22 protein-coding genes are annotated in these 19,524 nt (G+C 41.0%); 12 read left to right on the top strand and 10 right to left on the bottom strand.

Translation table 11 applies throughout. The features are described from left to right. Nucleotides 1–30 precede the first annotated feature (30 nt). The 4 genes from Aso01_RS00390 to Aso01_RS00375 all read right to left on the bottom strand — a co-directional run bounded on the left by Aso01_RS00390 (nucleotide 31) and on the right by Aso01_RS00375 (nucleotide 4,405). Nucleotides 31–315 carry a hypothetical protein gene (locus Aso01_RS00390; RefSeq protein ID WP_004938660.1) on the bottom strand — a complete coding sequence of 95 codons (285 nt, stop codon included), beginning with the start codon at nucleotides 313–315 and terminating at the stop codon, nucleotides 31–33. Next, nucleotides 312–1,883, bottom strand: coding sequence for a PepSY-associated TM helix domain-containing protein (locus tag Aso01_RS00385; protein ID WP_004938658.1), 1,572 nt, complete (start codon nucleotides 1,881–1,883; stop codon nucleotides 312–314). The genes Aso01_RS00390 and Aso01_RS00385 overlap by 4 nt, the downstream gene beginning before the upstream one ends. A gap of 3 nt (nucleotides 1,884–1,886) precedes the next feature. Next, complete coding sequence (locus tag Aso01_RS00380) at nucleotides 1,887–2,180, bottom strand: hypothetical protein (protein WP_004938655.1); 294 nt, start codon at nucleotides 2,178–2,180, stop codon at nucleotides 1,887–1,889. Nucleotides 2,181–2,242: 62 nt separating this feature from the next. Continuing rightward, entirely contained in the window at nucleotides 2,243–4,405 is a 2,163-nt protein-coding gene (locus tag Aso01_RS00375; protein WP_039910081.1) for a TonB-dependent siderophore receptor, read from the bottom strand. A gap of 232 nt (nucleotides 4,406–4,637) precedes the next feature. Here Aso01_RS00375 and lpxB point away from each other — a divergent pair, with 232 nt between their 5' ends. Continuing rightward, complete coding sequence (gene lpxB, locus Aso01_RS00370) at nucleotides 4,638–5,813, top strand: lipid-A-disaccharide synthase (RefSeq protein ID WP_004938641.1); 1,176 nt, start codon at nucleotides 4,638–4,640, stop codon at nucleotides 5,811–5,813. A 30-nt stretch (nucleotides 5,814–5,843) separates the two neighbouring features. Here lpxB and Aso01_RS00365 read toward each other — a convergent pair whose 3' ends face one another. Then, complete coding sequence (locus Aso01_RS00365; protein WP_004938639.1) at nucleotides 5,844–6,713, bottom strand: DUF2797 domain-containing protein; 870 nt, start codon at nucleotides 6,711–6,713, stop codon at nucleotides 5,844–5,846. Nucleotides 6,714–6,746: 33 nt separating this feature from the next. Here Aso01_RS00365 and Aso01_RS00360 point away from each other — a divergent pair, with 33 nt between their 5' ends. Together Aso01_RS00360 and Aso01_RS00355 are read left to right on the top strand one after the other, a co-directional pair. Beyond that, entirely contained in the window at nucleotides 6,747–7,208 is a 462-nt protein-coding gene (locus tag Aso01_RS00360; protein WP_004938637.1) for a DUF6231 family protein, read from the top strand. Between the two features lie 104 nt (nucleotides 7,209–7,312). Further along, entirely contained in the window at nucleotides 7,313–7,939 is a 627-nt protein-coding gene (locus Aso01_RS00355; RefSeq protein WP_004938635.1) for a YidB family protein, read from the top strand. Between the two features lie 39 nt (nucleotides 7,940–7,978). On the opposite strand, the gene Aso01_RS00350 is transcribed toward Aso01_RS00355, so the two are convergent. From Aso01_RS00350 to Aso01_RS00340, 3 genes are all read right to left on the bottom strand, one after another. Beyond that, a complete protein-coding gene (locus Aso01_RS00350) occupies nucleotides 7,979–9,070 on the bottom strand; it encodes a porin (RefSeq protein WP_004938633.1) in 1,092 nt (363 codons plus the stop codon). A 240-nt stretch (nucleotides 9,071–9,310) separates the two neighbouring features. Beyond that, a complete protein-coding gene (locus Aso01_RS00345) occupies nucleotides 9,311–9,724 on the bottom strand; it encodes an HIT family protein (protein WP_004938631.1) in 414 nt (137 codons plus the stop codon). 31 nt (nucleotides 9,725–9,755) lie between these two features. Next, nucleotides 9,756–10,025, bottom strand: a complete 270-nt coding sequence (locus Aso01_RS00340; RefSeq protein WP_004938629.1) for a YARHG domain-containing protein — start codon at nucleotides 10,023–10,025, stop codon at nucleotides 9,756–9,758. A gap of 333 nt (nucleotides 10,026–10,358) precedes the next feature. Here Aso01_RS00340 and Aso01_RS00335 point away from each other — a divergent pair, with 333 nt between their 5' ends. Beyond that, the gene (locus Aso01_RS00335) at nucleotides 10,359–10,877 is read left to right on the top strand and encodes a hotdog fold domain-containing protein (RefSeq protein WP_004938628.1); all 519 of its coding nucleotides are present in this window, start codon (nucleotides 10,359–10,361) and stop codon (nucleotides 10,875–10,877) included. Between the two features lie 82 nt (nucleotides 10,878–10,959). Here the strand turns inward: Aso01_RS00335 and Aso01_RS00330 are convergent, their stop codons facing one another. Both Aso01_RS00330 and Aso01_RS00325 read right to left on the bottom strand, forming a co-directional pair. After that, nucleotides 10,960–11,832 (bottom strand): NAD(P)-dependent oxidoreductase, encoded by an 873-nt coding sequence (locus Aso01_RS00330; RefSeq protein ID WP_004938627.1) that lies wholly within the window; start codon nucleotides 11,830–11,832, stop codon nucleotides 10,960–10,962. A 4-nt stretch (nucleotides 11,833–11,836) separates the two neighbouring features. Then, entirely contained in the window at nucleotides 11,837–12,934 is a 1,098-nt protein-coding gene (locus tag Aso01_RS00325; RefSeq protein WP_025094800.1) for an alpha/beta fold hydrolase, read from the bottom strand. A gap of 139 nt (nucleotides 12,935–13,073) precedes the next feature. Between Aso01_RS00325 and Aso01_RS00320 the strand changes: the two genes are divergently transcribed. From Aso01_RS00320 to Aso01_RS00285, 8 genes are all read left to right on the top strand, one after another. Continuing rightward, nucleotides 13,074–14,264: an O-succinylhomoserine sulfhydrylase gene (locus Aso01_RS00320; protein WP_004938625.1), complete on the top strand. Its 1,191-nt coding sequence runs from the start codon at nucleotides 13,074–13,076 to the stop codon at nucleotides 14,262–14,264. A gap of 44 nt (nucleotides 14,265–14,308) precedes the next feature. Beyond that, entirely contained in the window at nucleotides 14,309–14,638 is a 330-nt protein-coding gene (locus Aso01_RS00315; protein WP_004938624.1) for a YbaB/EbfC family nucleoid-associated protein, read from the top strand. Between the two features lie 13 nt (nucleotides 14,639–14,651). Then, nucleotides 14,652–15,248, top strand: coding sequence for a recombination mediator RecR (recR, locus tag Aso01_RS00310; protein ID WP_004938623.1), 597 nt, complete (start codon nucleotides 14,652–14,654; stop codon nucleotides 15,246–15,248). 218 nt (nucleotides 15,249–15,466) lie between these two features. Further along, nucleotides 15,467–16,609: a ribonuclease D gene (locus tag Aso01_RS00305; protein ID WP_004938622.1), complete on the top strand. Its 1,143-nt coding sequence runs from the start codon at nucleotides 15,467–15,469 to the stop codon at nucleotides 16,607–16,609. Nucleotides 16,610–16,699: 90 nt separating this feature from the next. Further along, nucleotides 16,700–17,005: a YcgL domain-containing protein gene (locus Aso01_RS00300; protein WP_004938621.1), complete on the top strand. Its 306-nt coding sequence runs from the start codon at nucleotides 16,700–16,702 to the stop codon at nucleotides 17,003–17,005. Continuing rightward, complete coding sequence (locus tag Aso01_RS00295) at nucleotides 16,998–17,384, top strand: hypothetical protein (protein WP_025094797.1); 387 nt, start codon at nucleotides 16,998–17,000, stop codon at nucleotides 17,382–17,384. Before Aso01_RS00300 ends, Aso01_RS00295 begins: the two co-directional genes overlap by 8 nt. 18 nt (nucleotides 17,385–17,402) lie before the next feature. Then, on the top strand, nucleotides 17,403–18,254 hold the full coding sequence (locus Aso01_RS00290) for an AAA family ATPase (protein WP_004938619.1): 852 nt from the start codon (nucleotides 17,403–17,405) through the stop codon (nucleotides 18,252–18,254). Between the two features lie 12 nt (nucleotides 18,255–18,266). Beyond that, nucleotides 18,267–19,454, top strand: coding sequence for a vWA domain-containing protein (locus Aso01_RS00285; RefSeq protein WP_004938618.1), 1,188 nt, complete (start codon nucleotides 18,267–18,269; stop codon nucleotides 19,452–19,454). Nucleotides 19,455–19,524 lie beyond the last annotated feature (70 nt).

Here is a 19,524-nt window from a genome sequence, read left to right as displayed (position 1 = left end):
ATTTGCTTATGCAAAAAAACGCTAAAGCAATTATTTAGCTTTTGCTTTGAGATCGTTTACTGTACAAATCAATAAAAAAACCAGCGGCGTTGCAAAAATAAACCAGCTCACAATTCCAATGCTGTTGCCGTAAATATAAGTAAGTGATCCGCACGCAGCAAGAAAACATAACCAAGCGATACATCTGGTGATGGATGCCGATCGGGTGAGTAGATGAAATCTTGATTTTTTGGTTTTTTCTATCTGTTTTGTACTCACAGCGTAAAGCAAGAACATACCGAGTAAAATCAATAAAAAGGCAATGAGATCAATCATGAGGCATTGACCTCAGTGTTTTTAGTGTTTTTGGCAGAATGAATTTTTTTACTTAATTTCTTGTGTGCATGCGTTTGAATGGGATGAATATTTTTTAAAATAAACAAAGCCAGTCCGGCAAATACAATCAGCATAAGATCAATACGTAAAAAAATCCAATAGCTTGAGATATGATGAACATAATCGTGCTGAACGAGATACATCAGATTAAAACATGCGAGGGAAATCGAACAAAAAATAAAAACGCTCAGTTGTGATTTCCACAGTAATTGTCTTGGCGTAACAAGCGCCAGCAAAAAACTACTGAGCCAGACAGTAAAGAAACTGATAATTTCATAATTTGCTGTAGAAGCCTGTACATCGGTTAAACGGTTTGCAAATAAATAACTCAGCATAGCAATCGGTAAGCCCACAAATGACGCCACATTGAGCCGATCTACCAAATAATGCCCAAAATGAAAACGCTGCTGTTTATTTTGTAATTGACGTTTTAAGCTCCATAGTAATAATCCTGAGACAATCATAAAACACCCCAAAATACCCGAGAAAAAGAAGGCAAGGCGAAGTAGGGGTTGTGCAAAAGTTGCCATGTGCAAGCCATATACGCCAAAACTCAATGTTGCAATAGCACTGTCATTTCGGGTGTTGGCTATCACTTCACCAGTTTGAGCATTTAAGGTCAGTGTTGGACGATTTTGGGTAATCGTTTCATCTTTGCTTTGCGTGAACGTAATTTGACTGTGTGTAGTGTTCGGGTTTTGCGCGCTTACAGAATCGAATGTTGTATTTCCCCATTCTTTATGTACTGTAGCAAGCAGTGTGTTGATTGGTAAATCTTGGCGTGTACTCGGTACAACAGTTTGCTCGGTAGCTTTAGCACGAATTTCTTTAAAGTACTGAAAGGGGTCGTCAGGATAGAGTTTTTGCATCCCCCAGGGCAGGTAAATATAAAAGAAAATAGCCAGTCCGGTAAATGTAATGGTCAGAAAAAACGGTAAAGCCAGTACAGAAGAAACATTGTGAAAATCAAGCCAAGAGCGCTGCGATTTAAATGTTCTTAAAGTAAAAAAGTCGGTGAAGATTTTTTTATGCGTGATAATGCCCGAAATCAAAGCAATCAACATGATAAAGGCAGCAATACACACAATGATGCGGCCAACCAGATAGGGTACGCCAAAAAGCTGGAAGTGAAATTCATAAAAGAAATCACCGCCTTTGGTCGCAGATAATTGCAGCTCTTGACCTGTGGCTGGATTTAAAGTTTTGCGTTCAAATCCACCATCTGCTTTTTGCCAATACACATTATTCACAGGTGATTTTTCAGATGCTACACCGATATACCATGATTTAGCATCATATGCATGCACATCTAGATATTGATAGGCTGTTTTGAGGGCTGTTTCTTGAGCGACATTGTACTGAGCTAATTCGGGTTGCATCCACATGGTGATTTCGTGACGGTAATACGACATCGAACCCATCAAGAAGATTGCAAAAAGTAGCCAGCCCAGTAAAAGACCTGTCCAAGAATGTAACCATGCCATAGATTGACGAATATTTTTTTGCATGGCTCAAGCTACTCCTACAATGAGCAGGTAGAAAAATAAGCAAACTAAGCCACTGAATAGACTTAATTTGACAAGTGAATGAATACAAAAAGAGAAGATCACAAAAAATACATAAAATAATATTGAAAGAAAGCCTGCGAGATAAATCGACTCTGCTTTGGGTTGTACTAAATTTAAAATAGAGGTGAGGGCAACTGAAAGCAGTGCTGTTGCAACAAAACCCACTATAAAAGCAAGGATAAATCGATAGATTACAGCCATGGTATATGTGTAATCGAGACGTGCAGTTTTTTTCATGGTAACCAGTTTCCCAAAGCAGCAATTGGCTATGCAGCATGCTGCTTCATGGCCATAAAGTCTTAGTATTTAAACTTTACACTGACGGTATAATTTGCAGGCTCGCCATAATAGGCCTGACCGTCTGGAAAGCTGTTTAAATATTTTTTGTTGGTCACATTCTTACCATTGGCTTGTATGCTCAAATGTTCATTCACATCGTAACTTGCCATCAGGTCGATCAATGTATAGGCATCTTGTTTAATCAGGTAAGAGGTGCCTAAACCTACATCGGATTGTTTTGTGGCATCTTGCCAACGCAAACCTGCACCGAGCTTGAGTTTTGGCAATGCAGGCACTGTATAGGTCGCCAAAAGGTTGATGGTTTGATTTGGATTATAGGTACGTGCTTGTCCACCATTGACTTTATCTTTCAGGCTAAATTGTGTGTAACCAAATGCTATATTGGTGTGATCAGTGATTTGGCCTGCTAGGGTGACTTCAACACCTTGAGATTCCAGATCACTTGTTAGCGTTTTCCTATTCAGTGGATTTCCGTCTGAAGATTTCAGTGGATAATTATTCTGCTCGGTTTTAAATACGGCTAAACTTCCAACCAATGCATTATCTAACCATGTACTTTTCACGCCTAACTCGTAACTTTTACCATCGATTGGCTTAAGTGCTTGATTGGTTGCCTGATCAATCCCTGTTTGCGGTCTGAAAATTGAAGTATAGCTGGCATAGCCCATGTATTCAGGCGTAAAGCTATAAGTAATGCCTGCGTATGGTGACACCTTATCGTCTTTAAACGACATATCTGAACCGTAACTTATTCCCTTACTCTCAGTCTTAATGTAATTACCACCTAAAATAAATTTGAGCTTTTCAGATAAATGCAGGCGCGTCGCTGCATAGATTGAATCGACGTTTTGCTCATAATTAGCAGATTCGGCAAAATCTGACCATGTGACCGATTGAGGCGTCCAACTGGCCCAATTGGTGGTAAGTTGTCTTAAATAACCTTGTGAGTAGTCATTGTTCACATTGCTGTCATTAATAAAGCCAGTCGATTGCTGATCTTTTTGTTTGCTGTTGACATGACTATAGCCAACGCTAGCTTCGTGGTTTTTGCCCCAGAGCGTATATTCGCCACTCAAGTCAAAGTTGTATTGATTACGACGATTTACTTCCTTATAACCTCCTGCATAAAGTGAGACATTTGAGCCATCAGCATTCGGATAGCCGTAGTAATACAGTAGTCGACTGTCTTTTTTATTTTTTTCATAATTATAGGTCAGCTTGGCAGTCCATGTATCGCCAAGTTTTTGCTTGAGTTCAGCAAATGCGTTTTGGATTTTACCGTCCCAGTATGCCCAATTTGGTGCAGGGTTATAACTACGGCTGTAACTGATTTGTTGACCTTGAGCATCTAAGAGTGGCAAAGCTCCCCAATTATTGGCATTTGGTAAATGATTTTGCTCGCTATAACCCACTGTAAATGTGGTGCTTTCTGTCAAATCAGCATCTAAAATTCCTGCAAAACCATTCTTCTCCAGTGAGTATTTATCGAGATAACTGTCACCGGTTTGCTCGTAACCCATGACTCGACCACGGACACTTCCATCTGAAGTCAGTGATCCAGACATATCGGCTTCGTAACGCTGGGTATTCCAAGAACCATAGCTTATGCCTGCACTCGCCTGAAAATCTTTAGTTGGACGCTTGCGAATATTATTGATGGTTGCACCAGGGTCTCCAAAAGCACTATTGAGCGCATCTGCACCTTTTACGACTTCCACACGATCATAAAAATAGGTATCTGGGTTGGTATTGTTGTAATTGTAATTGGTTAATGGAAAGCCAACGCCATCGGTAAGGATATTTGAAATTTCATAGCCACGTGACATATATGTCGTTCGTTCGGTTTCCTGATTCAGTACAGTTACGCCAGGCGTATGAGCCAAAACATCTCGCGTCGAATTTAACTTAAAATCATCAATTTGCTGGCGTGTAACTACATTGATCGTTTGGGGTGTTTCCTGCGCATCGATGTTGAGTTTGGTGGCACTGCTGCTTTTTTTTATGATGTATGCTTTGGTCTGCTCAGAACTTTGCTCGGCATTTGATTCTGCTTGCAATTTGATGACTGGCAGTGTGGCATCTTCAGCATAACTCAATTGCACTTGAGAAATTGCCAGCGCAACGACAGAAAGTTTAAACAGGTGGGAGCGTGGAGCGTTCATATCCATATTTACGAATGAAAATAATTATCATTAATTTTATTGTTTGTTTGTGTAACTCACAATCATTTATTTATCGTTAATTTGGATTGTAAAATAATGAATCAACGTTATTTTGAATTCATGATTTAATTTTTTGCTACTCTCAAGGCACTCATTAATAGAAAAATTATTTTCCAAATTTGAGTATGTTACTATCAAAGCGTGTTTGTGAATTCGTTAAAAGGCTCGTCATTTGGCTATCCAAAAATTAAAAATCGGAATTGTGGTTGGTGAGGTATCTGGCGATACGCTAGGCGTTGAGTTAATGCGCAGCTTTAAAGCGCAAGGCATTGATGCAGAATTTGAAGGCATTGGTGGCCCACAAATGATCGCCGAAGGATTTAAAAGCTATTATCCGATGGAAACCTTATCGGTGATGGGTATCGTTGAAGTACTTAAAGACTTAAAAAAACTTTTTGCGGTCCGAGATGGCTTGGTACAAAAGTGGGCAGAGAACCCGGTAGATGTATTTATAGGCATCGATGCACCAGATTTTAATTTACGTCTTTCTAAAACATTAAAAGAAAATAATCTTCCGATTAAAACCGTTCAATATGTGAGTCCGTCTGTTTGGGCCTGGCGGCAAGGTCGGGTACATGGCATTAAAAAAACGATTGATTTGGTGCTGTGCCTATTTCCATTCGAGAAAAATTTTTATACGCAGCATCAGGTAAATGCTGCTTTTGTGGGACATCCTCTGGCCAAGCAGTTACCATTAAAAAATCCTTTAGTTGAAGCAAAACAGGCTTTAAATCTTGATCCTGAAAAAAATTATATTGCACTTTTACCGGGAAGTCGTAAGGGCGAAGTCGAACGATTAATGCCGCTTTTAATGGGAGCAGCCGAGCGTCTTTCGAATCAACATCCTGAACTTGAATTTTTAATGCCCGCCATTAATGAGCAACGTAAAGCTCAGATCCAAGCCCATTTGCAAAGTAAGCCAAGTTCATGGGCGAAAAAAATCCATGTGCTCGAAAATAAAGACAAAGAATCTAAGATTGGTCGTCAGGTGATGAATGCCAGTGATGTTGTCGCCTTGGCGTCAGGCACGGCAACCTTAGAGGCGATGCTATTACATCGTCCAATGGTCACTTTTTATAAGTTAAATACCATCACTTATATCATTGCCAAACTTCTGGTCAAAATTCAGTATTATTCTTTACCCAACATTATAGCCGGCAAGAAAGTCATCGAAGAACTGATTCAGTCTGATGCGACTCCCGAGCGTTTAGCCAATGAAATAGAGAGGCTCATGCATACGGAAACGGCTCAACTGCAAGCCTTGCAGCACTTGAGTATGCATAAACAACTTATTTCGGGTGATACAGAAAATCCTGTAGATGCAATTTTGAAATTGATTCAGACCTAAAAAAGGAGCGATTAGCTCCTTTAACTGAATTTAAGTACGAATAATCAGCTCATAACCTGAATACTTTCGAACATTGATCACGCCTTGTTCGAAAATCAGATATTGACCTTTAATCCCGTGTAAAACACCACGAATGGTAGGGGTTTTATCCAGATTCAATGATTTAATTTTTTCTGGATATTGCTCTACCGGATAAATAAATTCGCGTGGTTTTTCATTTTCAAGCAATTCAATCGTTTCATTAAATTCAAGGTTTTGTCCAAACTCATCCCGAATCGCCTGAATTTTAGGTGCAAATTCTTGCACAAGCTGATCGCGTTGCTCTATAAGGTCTAGCGGCTCTGCTTCACCTTTCAGTAGCTTACGCCAGTCAGTTTTATCTGCAACCTGAGAGCCAAATAAAGTTTCGATATGACCCGATAAACGACGCGAACCAACACGAAAAATAGGTAAGGCTTGTGTCGCACCTTGATCAAGCCATCGGGTTGGCATGTGGCTGATACGAGTGATTCCCACTTTTAATGCACTTGAATTCGCCAAATAAACGATATGCGGCTGAAAGCACACATTGTGTGCAAACTCATTTTCACGGCAGGTACCCAAATGATAATGACAGGTTTCGGGCTTCATAATACATAGGTCACATTCTGCTTTGGTTTTAAAGCATTTAAAGCAGTGACCCTGTGCATATGATTTAGGTGTTTTAGCACCACAAGAAGTGCAATAAATATTACCTGTCCATTCAATTTCGACTTCTTGGCCCGGTACAAATGGAAGATCAACTTCTGAACGATTTAGAACAAATTTGTATTCAACATTTGCCTTGCTTGTGTGTGGATCAGTTACACTACAGTCTTTGGCAGCTGCGTGCATTTTATGGCAAATGCCTTGTAGTTCCATGAATTTAAACTCTCATCAAGAAAGGTTGCAGTTATGGCTGAACAGAATGTCATCACTTCTATGCTAGACGATTTATCAAGTGAACAGCCCATACATACTGCACTTTGTATAGGTCAGAATATTGACCAAAATAGCGCAATTCAGTGGCATTATTTTAGCGTAAATGCGTTTTTAAGTCTTCCTTTTACGCAGCGTTATGATTTGGGTTTTGTTGTTTTTGATACCACTGAAATGCAAAAGATTTCAGAGACAGAAAAAGCGCAAGTACTGGTCCGTTTGCGTGATTTAATGGCCAAACGGATTGTGGTGGTCAGTAAAAGACAAGACGAGAAATTATTGCGCTCATTAGGATTTACCCAGTTAATTGATAAAACCCTTCACGATGCAGATTTTGCGTTATGGCAATTTAATATTTTGACTTATAAACATGTACCAGACTGGTTTAACTCCAAATTTTGGGCCAACCCTGAAAACTGGGATAAATTTCGTTGGTAATACATCATTGTTAAGTAAAAAAATACAAATTGTATTTTGAATCCGCTCTCTGCTTTTTCTATCCTGTTTAAGACGATAGAAAAAATGATGGCAGGATTCAAACAATGACAGATTTAAAAAATATTGTTGAAACGCTCGCAAAGCAGGCGCTTGGCAATAATGCTCAATCTTCGCAAAATAGTGGATTGGGTGGAATTTTAGGTAGTGTACTTGGGCAACTCAGTGGCCAAACGCAGCAGCAACAAGCGAATCCGCAGCAAAATACCAATACTGGATTAGGCGGGATTTTAAGCTCAGTGCTCAATCAGTTTGGAAACAGCTCAAATACATCGGCAACGGGAGCAGGCAAAAGTACAGCGCAAACGTTACTGATTGCAGTTGTACCACTTATTTTGGCATGGATTCAAAAGCAAGGTGGTTTGCAAGGCGCGCTCGATAAGCTTAAAAATGCAGGTCTGGGTACTCAGGTGCAAAGCTGGGTGGATCCTGAGCAAACCAACAACCACGATGTGGCTAAGGAGCAGGTTGAGCAGCTTTTTGATGATCAAGAGGTCGAGCAGGTGGCACAGCAAACTCAAGCACCTAAGCAGGATGTATATAGTGCTATTTCGTCAGTTTTGCCACAAATTATCAACTCGTTAACGCCTCAAGGCGATAAAACCAACTCACAAGAAGCCAATCAAGATATTCAAAATGTGCTTAATTTGGTTTCGGGTTTCTTAAAAAAATAAAAGGGCATTAGCCCTTTTATTTTATGTAAGCTGTAAGGCTTAGAAATTGTATTCCATACCTAAACCAATCACGGTACGCTTATCATCGCTAGCTAACCAGTCACGTTTTTGCTGAGCCAACACGCCGTACAAGCGGGCTTGCTTATTGAGGTTGTAGTCTACCCCAAGGCCATATTGTGAAATCTTGCGATCTGAACGCGTATCTACAGACGTATCTGAGGCAATATATTCAGCTTTGAGTTTCCATGGTGTTGATGGGAACGCATACGCTGCAGTAATACCATAAGCATCTTCTTCAAGCCCACGGTATGAGGTCACAACAGAGCTTGCAGTGGTCGATACAGTATCGTCAGTTGGTTTGGCATTTTGCCATAACGCACCTACCACAAAACCATCTAGACCATAAGTTGCAAAATCAACTGAACCGGTCAGACGGATTGCATCTGAGTAAATGCCAGAAAGGTTGTAGGCATTGTATTTACCAGCCACACCAAAGTTACCTGCAATAGCAGCAGCCAAACCATAATTTTTGTTTTCGTAGCTGAGTGAGGTTGAAATACTGTCACCAAAGCCATTACGTTTGCCTTCTTGGCCCAAAGCAGTGTTGTCACCAGTATTTTGTTCGCCTTGCTGCGCCATGATATTGAACTGCAAACCCGGAATGATCAGATTTTTATCAGTTTCAAAGCCAATCACGTTGTTCAGACGCTCTTCACCATGTAGTACAGAGGTCATATCCAAAATGGTGTGATCGTTAAAGATGTCTTGGTTGTTACCCGCCGCAGTTTTAAAGTAAGAATCGTATTTACCTGCTTTAAGGCTGCCGATATCCTTGAATTTTAAGCCCAAGTAACGGTTACGCGCATTCAAGTCACCGTCAGAGCCAGAACCATCAGTCGAAATTGCCCATTCTGCCAAATATAGTACAGAAAGTTTATCGGTTAATTTTTCTTCGCCTTTAATCCCGATACGTGAAGCATTTGAGTTAAGCGCTGTCACGTTGTTGCCTGCAAAGTCGAAATTATCAGCCTGATCCAAAGTCACGTTCAACTTACCATATAGTGTAGGTGCAGCTTGAACAGTACTAAACCCCAACGTTGAAACAGCAGCAACAAGAAGCAATTTTTTCATTAAATATCTCCACGATTTTTTGTAACTGGCAGAAGATCCAATTCACTTTTATAAGTTTGCTTCTGTACAAAAAGTTACATAAGCTCACCAACTTGCTAAGCAGTATCTGCAAACTTTGTTACAAAGGGGTGAAGACTAAGTGACAATTTAATGACGAGTTATGGAAAACTTATCTTTAATCTATATGCTTAAATTGATCAATAAAAAAGGAGCCGAAGCTCCTTTTAATTTCTATAACGACTAGAGTGCAGCTTTAATTTTTTCTGCAAACCCAGCAATTTTCTCTTGATCACCCATTTGGGCTGCATGGCGGCCGAGTTCATGAATTGAACTTGGAATCAGATGAAAGTGTACGTGTGGAACCGTTTGACCTGCCGCCGCACCAGATAATTGCATTAATACAATGCCTTTGGCATCAAGTGCTTTCTCAATTGCCTGCGCAACTTTTTGCACAATTTGAATGATGTAGGCTGCTGCATCAGCTGGTAAATCCAGCAGAGTTTCAGCAGGAGTTTTTGGTATCACAAGTGTATGACCATCGGCCTGAGGCATGATATCCATAAATGCAAGCACGTGATCATCTTCATACACTTTTATAGCCGGAAGTTCACCACGTAAAATACGCGCAAAAATGTTTTGGTCATCGTAAGCCATGTTTATTCCTTATCAACATCAACAGCAGGGATTATTTACAGTTCAATTCTTTCTGACGATCTTTGATCTGGTCAAGTCGTTGCTGCTCTTTGTCTGAAAACTTTGGCTTGGTGGTAAAGCAGTTATCATTACCATATTTGGCTTTCGCTTCCGGATCTTTAAAGCAGAAGCCTTTTGCTGCATAAATGAGGTTGTAATCATCTTGCAGTTTTTTACACTCTTGTTCAGGTGTTGCAGCGAACACTGAGGCACCACTCAAGGTAATGAGTCCAGTAAAAAATGCAACAGCAAGCTTATTCATGCGCTTTTCCTCTTGTATCGTCGACTTAATTGTAACGACCTATTTCCCAATATAAGGGGTTTCAAAAATAATTCAATGCTGAATAATTACTCAAGTGTAATTTCGCTTCATATTTCATCCATATCTTGTAAAAAAGCGCCGATACTTCCTGTAATACTTCATAAAGCGATAAAAATAGCTTAGTTTTTATGGTTTTAAACGAGTGGTTCAGTTTTTATTATTATCAAAAGTGCATCTGGGTGATACCCTCAATTTCAGTTTAGTGCGTGATTTGAGTACGGCAATTAAGATCACCCCAGTGTAATGCAATCAAATTCTCAAAAGAGCAAAGACATGAGTCATTATATTTCAAGTTTAAAAGCAAAATTTTTAAAGCAGCCGCATCCACATGAAAATGATGTATTGGCGCTATTTAAATCACTCCGCCATATACCGGGTGGTTTAACGGTTTTATCTAAAGTAGTGAGCCGGGTCGCACCTTATTTTAAAACAGTTGATCCTGTGATTGAGCATTTAGATACGCAAAGCTGTATCGCCCATATCAAGAAAAGAAGATCTTTAGAAAATCATATTGGTACAGTGCACGTGATTGCCATTTGTAATGGACTTGAATTTGTAATGGGCGTATTAGCAGAAGCATCTGTTCCAAAACATTTACGTTGGTTACCCAAAGGAATGCAAGTCAGTTATTTGGCGAAGGCCGATTCAGATATCAAGCTGACCGCTTCGATTGCACAAGATTGGCATACGGGTGATTTTGAAATTCAGGTTCAGGCACACACAGCCGATGGCGTGTTGGTGGTCGATGGTGTCATTACCCTTTGGGTGACAGAAAAGAATAAAAAAAGGTAAAAGAACACTAGATGATTCTCTTACCTAAAAATGACTTGTATGAATAGCTTATAGTAAAAGCATGCGACTTTTAAAATTTTGGCTATTCAAGTGTGATTTTGCTCCAAGATTCATAAAACTTTACAGCCGCAGAAAAATCACTATTTTCGTCGGCTGTTGCGCTTGCGGCTTGAATCAGGCTTTGCGTTAATCCTATCACTGGTGCAGGAAGTTTTGCAGATTGCAGTAAATCTAATGCAATTCCAGTGTCTTTTGCTAAGAGCGGAAGTGCAAATGTGACCGGAAAGCTTCGATTTAACACACGCTGAGGCAACACGGTTTCAGTCACGCCACTTTTTCCGCTTGAGGCATTGATGCAGTCTAGCGCTTCATTTAAATTAACGCCGTGGGCTTTGAGTGCAGTAAATCCTTCTGCCACTGACCACAGGTTAACTGCAAGCAACATGTTGTTGACGGCCTTCACGGCAAAGCCCGCACCAGATGTACCTACATGTTTGATCAATTTACCAATCGCTTGCATCGCCGGATAGGCACGCTCAAAGGCAGCGGCATCACCACCGACCATCACGGTAAGTGTTGCATTTTCGGCGCCAATGGTCTGACCGCTCACTGGTGCATCGAGATAATCTACATTTTGGGCTTTAAGTGTTTCAGACAAGGTGCGCGCTGAGTCTGGCACGCCACTGGTACAATCTACCCAGATAGTGCCAGGTTTAAGTTGTAACGATTCAATCAGGTTTTCGACATCTGTACTAGTAGGTAAACATGAAAAAATAACATCGGCTTGTACAGCCTGTTCAAGTTCAACTGCCTGAGTACCATACTCATTGGCGTGTTGTTTGGCTTTTTCAAAGTTTCGATTCCATACATAGACCGTGTCAAAATGCTTCGGTAAATGCGACGCCATACGATATCCCATAGCGCCTAAACCGATAAATGCAACTGATTGAATCATAGATTTACTCTTTCTTTATTTGCGTTGAACGTTGTATTAACCAATCTTTAAACTGCGGCCAAAACTCTTCGGAACTGGCTTGGCTCGACATCAAACCCAGATGTCCACCCGGAATAAGAGTAAACGTGACATCTGTACTGTTTGTCAATTTAATTAATGGTTTTACCGCGTCTGCTGTGACGAGCTGATCGGAACGACCTGCACCCACCAAAAGCGCGCAATCAATATTCTTTAGATCGACTATGGTATTTTTAAGCTGAATTTTGCCATCTTTTAATGGATTTTGTAGCCAAACATTAAATAGCATGTCCTGATTGATTCCCCCCGGATAATCAATCATGTTATTTAAAAAGTGACTCAGTGTGGCATGCTCCTGAACCAGTTTTTTGCTTTCAAGATTTTTAAGTAACTGTACGTGACCATCAATCCAGCCTTTAGGATCTAAAATTTTAAATCCCAACGCATTTAACACGCCCGGCGTATGAATCAGTTTTTTGGGTAAACCCGCATAAATGCGACGTTCAAGAGACGGATTTTTTTGGATGGTGTTATGGACAAAACGATACAGCTTGCCAATTCTTCCCGAGGCATAACTATCGATAGGGCTTCCCAGTACAATCAGGTTTTTTACATGCTTCGCATGATGCAAGGCACTATAGAGCATGACAAAAATCCCAGCCATACTCCAGCCATGCAACGACACCTGATCACTTTTGGCATGTGTGCAAATCATCTTTAAATAACGCGGTAGGGCGTCATCGATGAACGATAAAAAATTCAGATGTCGATCACGATAGCTTAAACGGCCCCAGTCAATCAGGTAGATATCAAATCCGTTTTCTTGAAAGTAACGAATCAATGAGCGATACGGATAAAGATCGTAAATGGCCATGTTGATGGCAAGCGGTGCAACAAAAACCAGAGGTTCTTTATATCGTTTGGTGCTTGCTGCATAATAGCGGATGCGTGTTTGCCCAAACTCACCAATCACCTGATAAGGCGTAGTTTGAGAAATAACGAGAGATTCTTCCCTAAAGAGTCGAGCCGAAAGATGTTTAAGCTTGATCTGCTGGTTGTGAATAAGGGATTTGAGTGAATCCATTCTTTGCATTTTCCAAAATCCGAAAGGGTTTGGATGCAGTCTAAGCGATTAATTGATCTTTTACCTTGACCTTAAATACATGACACGCTCAAAATGTTGGCATTTTTATATGAGCGGTCTTAAGACTGAGAGCACAGCAATGCATAGCCATGACGATGAATTAGAATATCAAGTAGACACATTATCCATTCGAACCGGTCATAACCGCAGCTTTGAAGGCGAACATGCCGAGCCGATTTATTTGACGTCATCTTTTGTTTATAAAAATGCAGCTGAAGCGGCATCAAAATTTTCAGGTGAAGTGTCGGGCAATATTTATTCTCGTTTTACCAATCCAACGGTGGCCATGTTTGAAAAGCGTCTAGCGGCAATGGATGGTGCAGAACGTGCGATTGCGACTAGCTCGGGAATGGGCGCAATTTTGTCAGTTTGTATGGCATTTTTAAAAGCGGGCGATCATGTCATTTGTTCGCGTGCCGTTTTTGGTTCAATTGTGGCTTTGTTTGAAAAGTACATCGCAAAATTCGGTGTAGAGGTTACCTTTGTCGATTTAAACGACATGGATACATGGAAAAATGCCTTACGTCCTGAAACAAAAATCTTATTTGCAGAGTCGCCATCGAACCCGTTAGCTGAGGTTGCTGATATTCCCGCATTGTCAGAAATTGCTCATTCACAAAATGCCATGCTGGTGATCGACAATTGCTTTTGTACACCTGTATTGCAACAGCCCCTCAAATTAGGGGCAGATTTGGTGATCTACTCTGCAACCAAATACATCGATGGGCAAGGCCGTGCATTAGGTGGTGCAGTCACAGGTAGCCATAAGTTGCTTGAGGAAGTCTTTGGCGTGGTACGTACATTAGGGCCATCGATGAGTCCTTTTAACGCATGGATTTTCCTTAAAGGGCTTGAAACGCTGAAACTCAGAATGAGAGTGCATTGTGAAAATGCACAAAAAATCGCGGAATGGCTCAACCAACATGAGAAAGTGGAAAAAGTCTATTATGCGGGTTTACCAGAGCATATTGGTCATGAACGTGCAGCCAAGCAGCAAAAAGGTTTTGGTGGCATTGTTTCTTTTGTGGTGAAAGGTGGCCGTGAAGGTGCGTGGAAAGTAATCGATAACACTCGATTTATTTCAATTACAGGTAACTTTGGTGATGCCAAATCGACGATTACGCATCCTGCAACCACAACCCATGGTAAATTATCGCCTGAAGCGAAACAGGCCGCAGGTATTCAAGAAGGTTTGATTCGTTTATCTGCGGGGTTGGAAGATGTATCTGATATCATCCGTGATATCGAACGCGGACTTGATCTGATCTAATTTATATACAGTCAAACAAATTTACTGTTTTTGGAGGAATCCCGATGAACATTAATATGCTTATGCAGCAAGCACAGCGCATGCAAAAAGATATGGAAGCCAATACCAAAAAGGCCAAAGAAGAGCTTGCAAAAACCGAAGTACAGGCAGAAGCGGGTGGTGGTTTAGTTAAAGTGACCATGACAGGCCGTTTTGTTGTCAAACGTATCGAGATTAGTCCGGATCTGCTACAAGATGAACCTGACATGATTGAAGACTTAATCGCTGCTGCGGTAAACGACGCGGTACGTCAAGCTGAAGCAGTTGCAGAAGAAAAAATGAAAGGTGCAAATGCAGGCATGGGCTTACCGCCTGGCCTATCTGGTTTATTTTAAGGACCCATAAAGCGTGTTTAGCGATCGATTTGAACAACTTGTTCAAGCACTGCGAATTTTACCAAGTGTTGGGCCGAAATCGGCTCAGCGCATGGCTTTGCATCTGCTCATGAAAAATAGAGAAGGCGCGTTTGCGCTGTCTCATGCGCTACATGAAGCCTCAAGTCATATTCATGCCTGTCGTATTTGCAATTCACTGACTGAAAATGAGGTCTGTGATATTTGCTTATCTAATGAACGTGACGGGCAGGTACTCTGTGTGGTGGAATCACCCGCAGATGTCATGGCCATAGAGCAAAGCGGAAGCTTTCGCGGTAAATATCATGTATTGGGTGGGCATCTGTCGCCTCTAGATGGTATTGGGCCTGAAGAAATCGGTATTCCGCAACTGATTCACCGTTTGAGTCAGGGTGAAATTGAAGAAGTGATTCTAGCAACCAATGCAACGGTAGAAGGTCAGGCAACTGCGCACTATTTGCTCGAAGCCACCAAGCATTTACCGATCCATATGACACGCATTGCACAAGGTGTACCTCAAGGCGGTGAGCTTGAATATGTCGATAGCCATACCCTGAGTCAGGCTGTGCATAATCGAATGCAAATGAAATAGTCTTTTTGAATGATTTTTATCATTTGGTCTATTTGAACCTGCATATTTTAGAATGTGCAGGTCACTATAAAATGAAGAATGTGCTTATAAAATAAGCGATTTTGTGGGTTTGTCTAAAAAATAAAATATTAGGAATAGTTTGTCTGGCAAAAGTTGCAATTGAAGTGGTATATATATGCCAGAATATTAAATGCACCTTGTGGCTAAATCGGGAAAAAATGTTTCAGTTTATCCAGCAGCAAGATCAACTTGCTGATGTTTTATCAATCATGAACCAATGTTCAGTGTATGGGCTGGATACAGAGTTCATCAAAGTGGATACGCTTTGGCCTAAATTAGGTGTTTTTCAAATCAATTTAAATGGTACTGTCTTTTTACTCGATGGGGCCACACTCGATTTAAGTGAATTTTGGAATAAGCTTTTTGCAGCAGAGCAAAACGTTTTTCACGCCTGCGGCGAAGATATCGATCTGATTTATCATTATGCGCAGCGTAAATATCTAGACAATGTATTTGATACCCAAGTGGGATTGTCTTTTTTAGGCCATGGTTTGCAAGTGAGTTATCAGGCCGCGCTCAAACTCATTTTAAATATTGATATCGAAAAAGACCAAACCCGATCTGACTGGCTCGCAAGACCACTCAGTGAAGAACAGCTCCAATACGCCGCCAATGACGTGCTTTATATTTTACAATTGTCTGATGAAATCAAAGCGCAATTACAAGCCAAACAATTGTGCGATTTCGTGATCGAAGACTGCCAGCATCTGACCAAAGAAATTGGAACCGAAACACCCCAGCATTTACTGTATACCGATGTTGCGAATTATCGCCATTCGCGGCGTCAACTGATGCAGTTACAGCAACTCACTGTGTGGCGTGAACAACTGATTAAGGCGATCAACCAGCCACGCAGTTTTATCTTAAAAAATGCGACCATGATTGATCTGGTCGAAAAAAATCCAAAAAATACCTTTCAGTTGTCGCAAGTTAAGGATATCCGTCCCAATATCGTGCGAGAGCATGGCAAAACTATTCTAGATTTACTCAAATTTTTACCTGAGCAGCACGAATGGCCACTACGTATGGCCAGACCAATCCGACATTCATCTCAAGAAATTACGAGTAAAATGAATCAATTGATTGACAATGTCGTGAATGAAACGCAGGTACCCAAAGAAGTCTTGCTGCGTAAGAAATGGTTAAATGCGTTGTATCAACATGTGGTGTTTCATCGCCACGAAGATGAATTACCCGAATACCTGCTTGGCTGGCGCTATCGCCTTTTGACCGAGCCTTTGATTGCGATTTTGCAACAAGATGAACAGTATCTATCGACGCAAATGAAGATAGAAATTTAAAATGTGGTACGACTGGTGCGTTGAAAAACATTCATGTATCTGTTGATTTTTTTAATGTATGCTTTTTTAGAGTTTTGAGAGTTGTGATTTATGCACTGTGATATTTACAGATCGAGTAAGAAAGATGAGATGTACGTTTATATAGCTCGTCCAGATTACCCAAATGATGATGTAGAAGGCAAAGATCCTTTAGAAATCTTACCTGAAACATTGCGTACGGCATTTGGTCGTCCGACATTTGTCATGCATCTTGAGCTTTCTCAAACGCGCAAACTTGCACGTGTCAATGTTTTGCATGTCCTCGATTCACTTGAAACAAAAGGCTTTTTTATCCAAATGCCGCCAGAAGGGTTTATCAACTTATCTGATGAGCCAGAGGGATTACGTGGTGCTTGAACAACTTGCAGGAATTTGGAGCGGCTTACTTTCAGTGCTGGATTCAGTTCCTGAAGACAGCATTGCCATAACCGCTTATGTGGGCGGAACCCTAATTGTTTTGTGGTGCTGGTACAGTATCGCAAAACGCTTACCGCGACTAATTGGTGGCGTAACGTGGATTGTACTGTTTGCCGTACTGGCCACGCCCACAATTTCTGAAGGAGTGAATGCCGGAATTGCACCTGCTATTTTTGGTGTGATTTTTGGTGTACTCACTAAAGAGCAACCGCTTATTTGGGCAAATTTGTCTTTAATTTTATTTGTAACAGGACTTGGGTTATTGATTGGCTATTTATGGTCAAACTATAGCGCGAACAAGGACACATCCTCTGTTTAATAAAAATAAAGGTAAAACATGACTGTCGACGCACAACAATTTACGGGTACAGATCAGTATATTGCAACTGAAGGTCTTAAACTGGCAGTAAAAGCAGCGCGCGCTTTGCAAAAACCGCTGTTGATTAAGGGCGAACCGGGCACTGGTAAAACCTTGCTGGCAGAAGAAGTCGCGCAAAGTTTAGGCATGAAGCTCATTACGTGGCACATCAAATCTACCACGAAGGCACAGCAAGGCCTCTACGAGTATGATGCCGTTTCTCGCTTGCGTGACAGTCAGTTAGGCGATGATCGTGTTTATGATATAAAAAACTATATTAAACCTGGCAAATTATGGGAAGCTTTTCGTAGCGAGGAGCGATGTGTGTTGTTGATTGATGAAATTGACAAAGCCGACATCGAGTTTCCAAATGACCTACTGCACGAACTAGATAAAATGTCTTTCTACGTGTACGAAACTGGTGAAACGATTAGTGCAATTCAACGTCCGATCGTGATTATTACCTCGAATAACGAAAAAGAATTACCCGATGCATTTTTACGCCGCTGCTTCTTTCATTATATTGAATTTCCAGATGAAGCGACTATGCGCGAAATTATTGATGTGCATTTTCCGCAGATCTCAAATACCTTGGTCAATGAAGCACTTCAGATTTTCTTTAAACTCAGACAAGTGCCTAATTTAAAGAAGCCACCTTCTACCTCAGAACTGATCGACTGGCTCAGCTTACTTATGGCCGATGATATGCCTGAAGATATCTTACGTAATCATGATCGTACCAAGGCCATACCTCCGTTATATGGCGCATTGATTAAAAATGAACAGGATGTACAGTTACTCGAACGACTAGCATTTATGACACGTCGTTAAGGATGGTGCGCCATGTTCGTTCGATTGTTTTATACGCTACGCAAGTATGGTGTTCCGGTCACAACACGTGAGCTGATTGATCTTAATCAGGCGATTGCTCAAGGCGTTGTCTTTGCGGATCAAGAGGAATTTTATGAATTGGCCAAAACTATTTTGGTCAAAGACGAACGTTTCTTCGATAAATTTGATCGTGCCATTAAAGACTATTTTGATGGTATCGAAACCTATGATCTTGATGAGCTGCTTAAACAGGTTCAAAAACTCCCCAAAGACTGGTTTGATCTAGAACTATTAGAAAAGCATTTATCGCCTGAAGAACGAGAAGCACTTGAAAAGGCAGGCTCGATCGAGGCACTAATGAAAATGCTCGAAGAACGTCTTCAAGAACAGCATAAGAAGCATCAAGGTGGCAATCGGATGATTGGCACAGGGGGTACTTCACCATTTGGTGCATTTGGCGATCATCCCGAGGGTGTTCGCATTGGTGGGCCGGGGCGAAAAAAATCTGCGGTTAAGGTTTGGGAACAACGCAAATATCAAAATCTGGATGATGAGCAAGTTTTAGGTACTCGGCAAATGCAGCTCGCATTAAGGCGATTACGTAAATTTGCGCGTCAAGGTGCTGCCGAAGAGCTAGATGTCGACAAAACTATTCATGAAACAGCCAAGCAAGGCATTTTAGATGTGCAAATGGTTCCAGAGCGACGCAATCGCATTAAGGTATTGATGTTATTTGATGTTGGTGGCTCGATGGATGCCCATGTGGCGCAATGTGAAAAATTATTTAGCGCTGCAAAGACTGAATTTAAGACACTTGAATACTTTTATTTCCATAATTGTTTATATGATTACGTCTGGAAGGATAATTATCGACGTACCTCAAGCCGCTTAAACACTTGGGACTTGTTGCATACTTATGGCCGTGATTATCGTGTGATCTTTGTTGGTGATGCCAGTATGGCGCCGTATGAATTAAGATCGGTTGGTGGCTCGGTAGAATATATGAATGACGAGTCAGGTGAAGTGTGGTTACGCCGTTTGCGTCAGCACTTTGATAAAACTGCGTGGTTAAATCCAGAAGAAGAAGGGTATTGGAAATACACACAAACCATTGCACAGATTGATGAAATTTTTGAGAAGCATATGTATCCCATGACCCTCAAAGGGGTTGAGGACATGACACGTTATTTATCTCGATAATGATTGATGAAGGTGCTTTTATTTATTGATGTTGTGACTAAAACACACGCTTAGCCACCTTCAACGATGT

This window comes from Acinetobacter soli (genome assembly GCF_000760595.1).
GTDB lineage: Bacteria > Pseudomonadota > Gammaproteobacteria > Pseudomonadales > Moraxellaceae > Acinetobacter > Acinetobacter soli.
The sequence above is the reverse complement of the archived record's forward strand: the minus strand, read 5'-3'. Positions and strand labels throughout refer to the sequence as shown.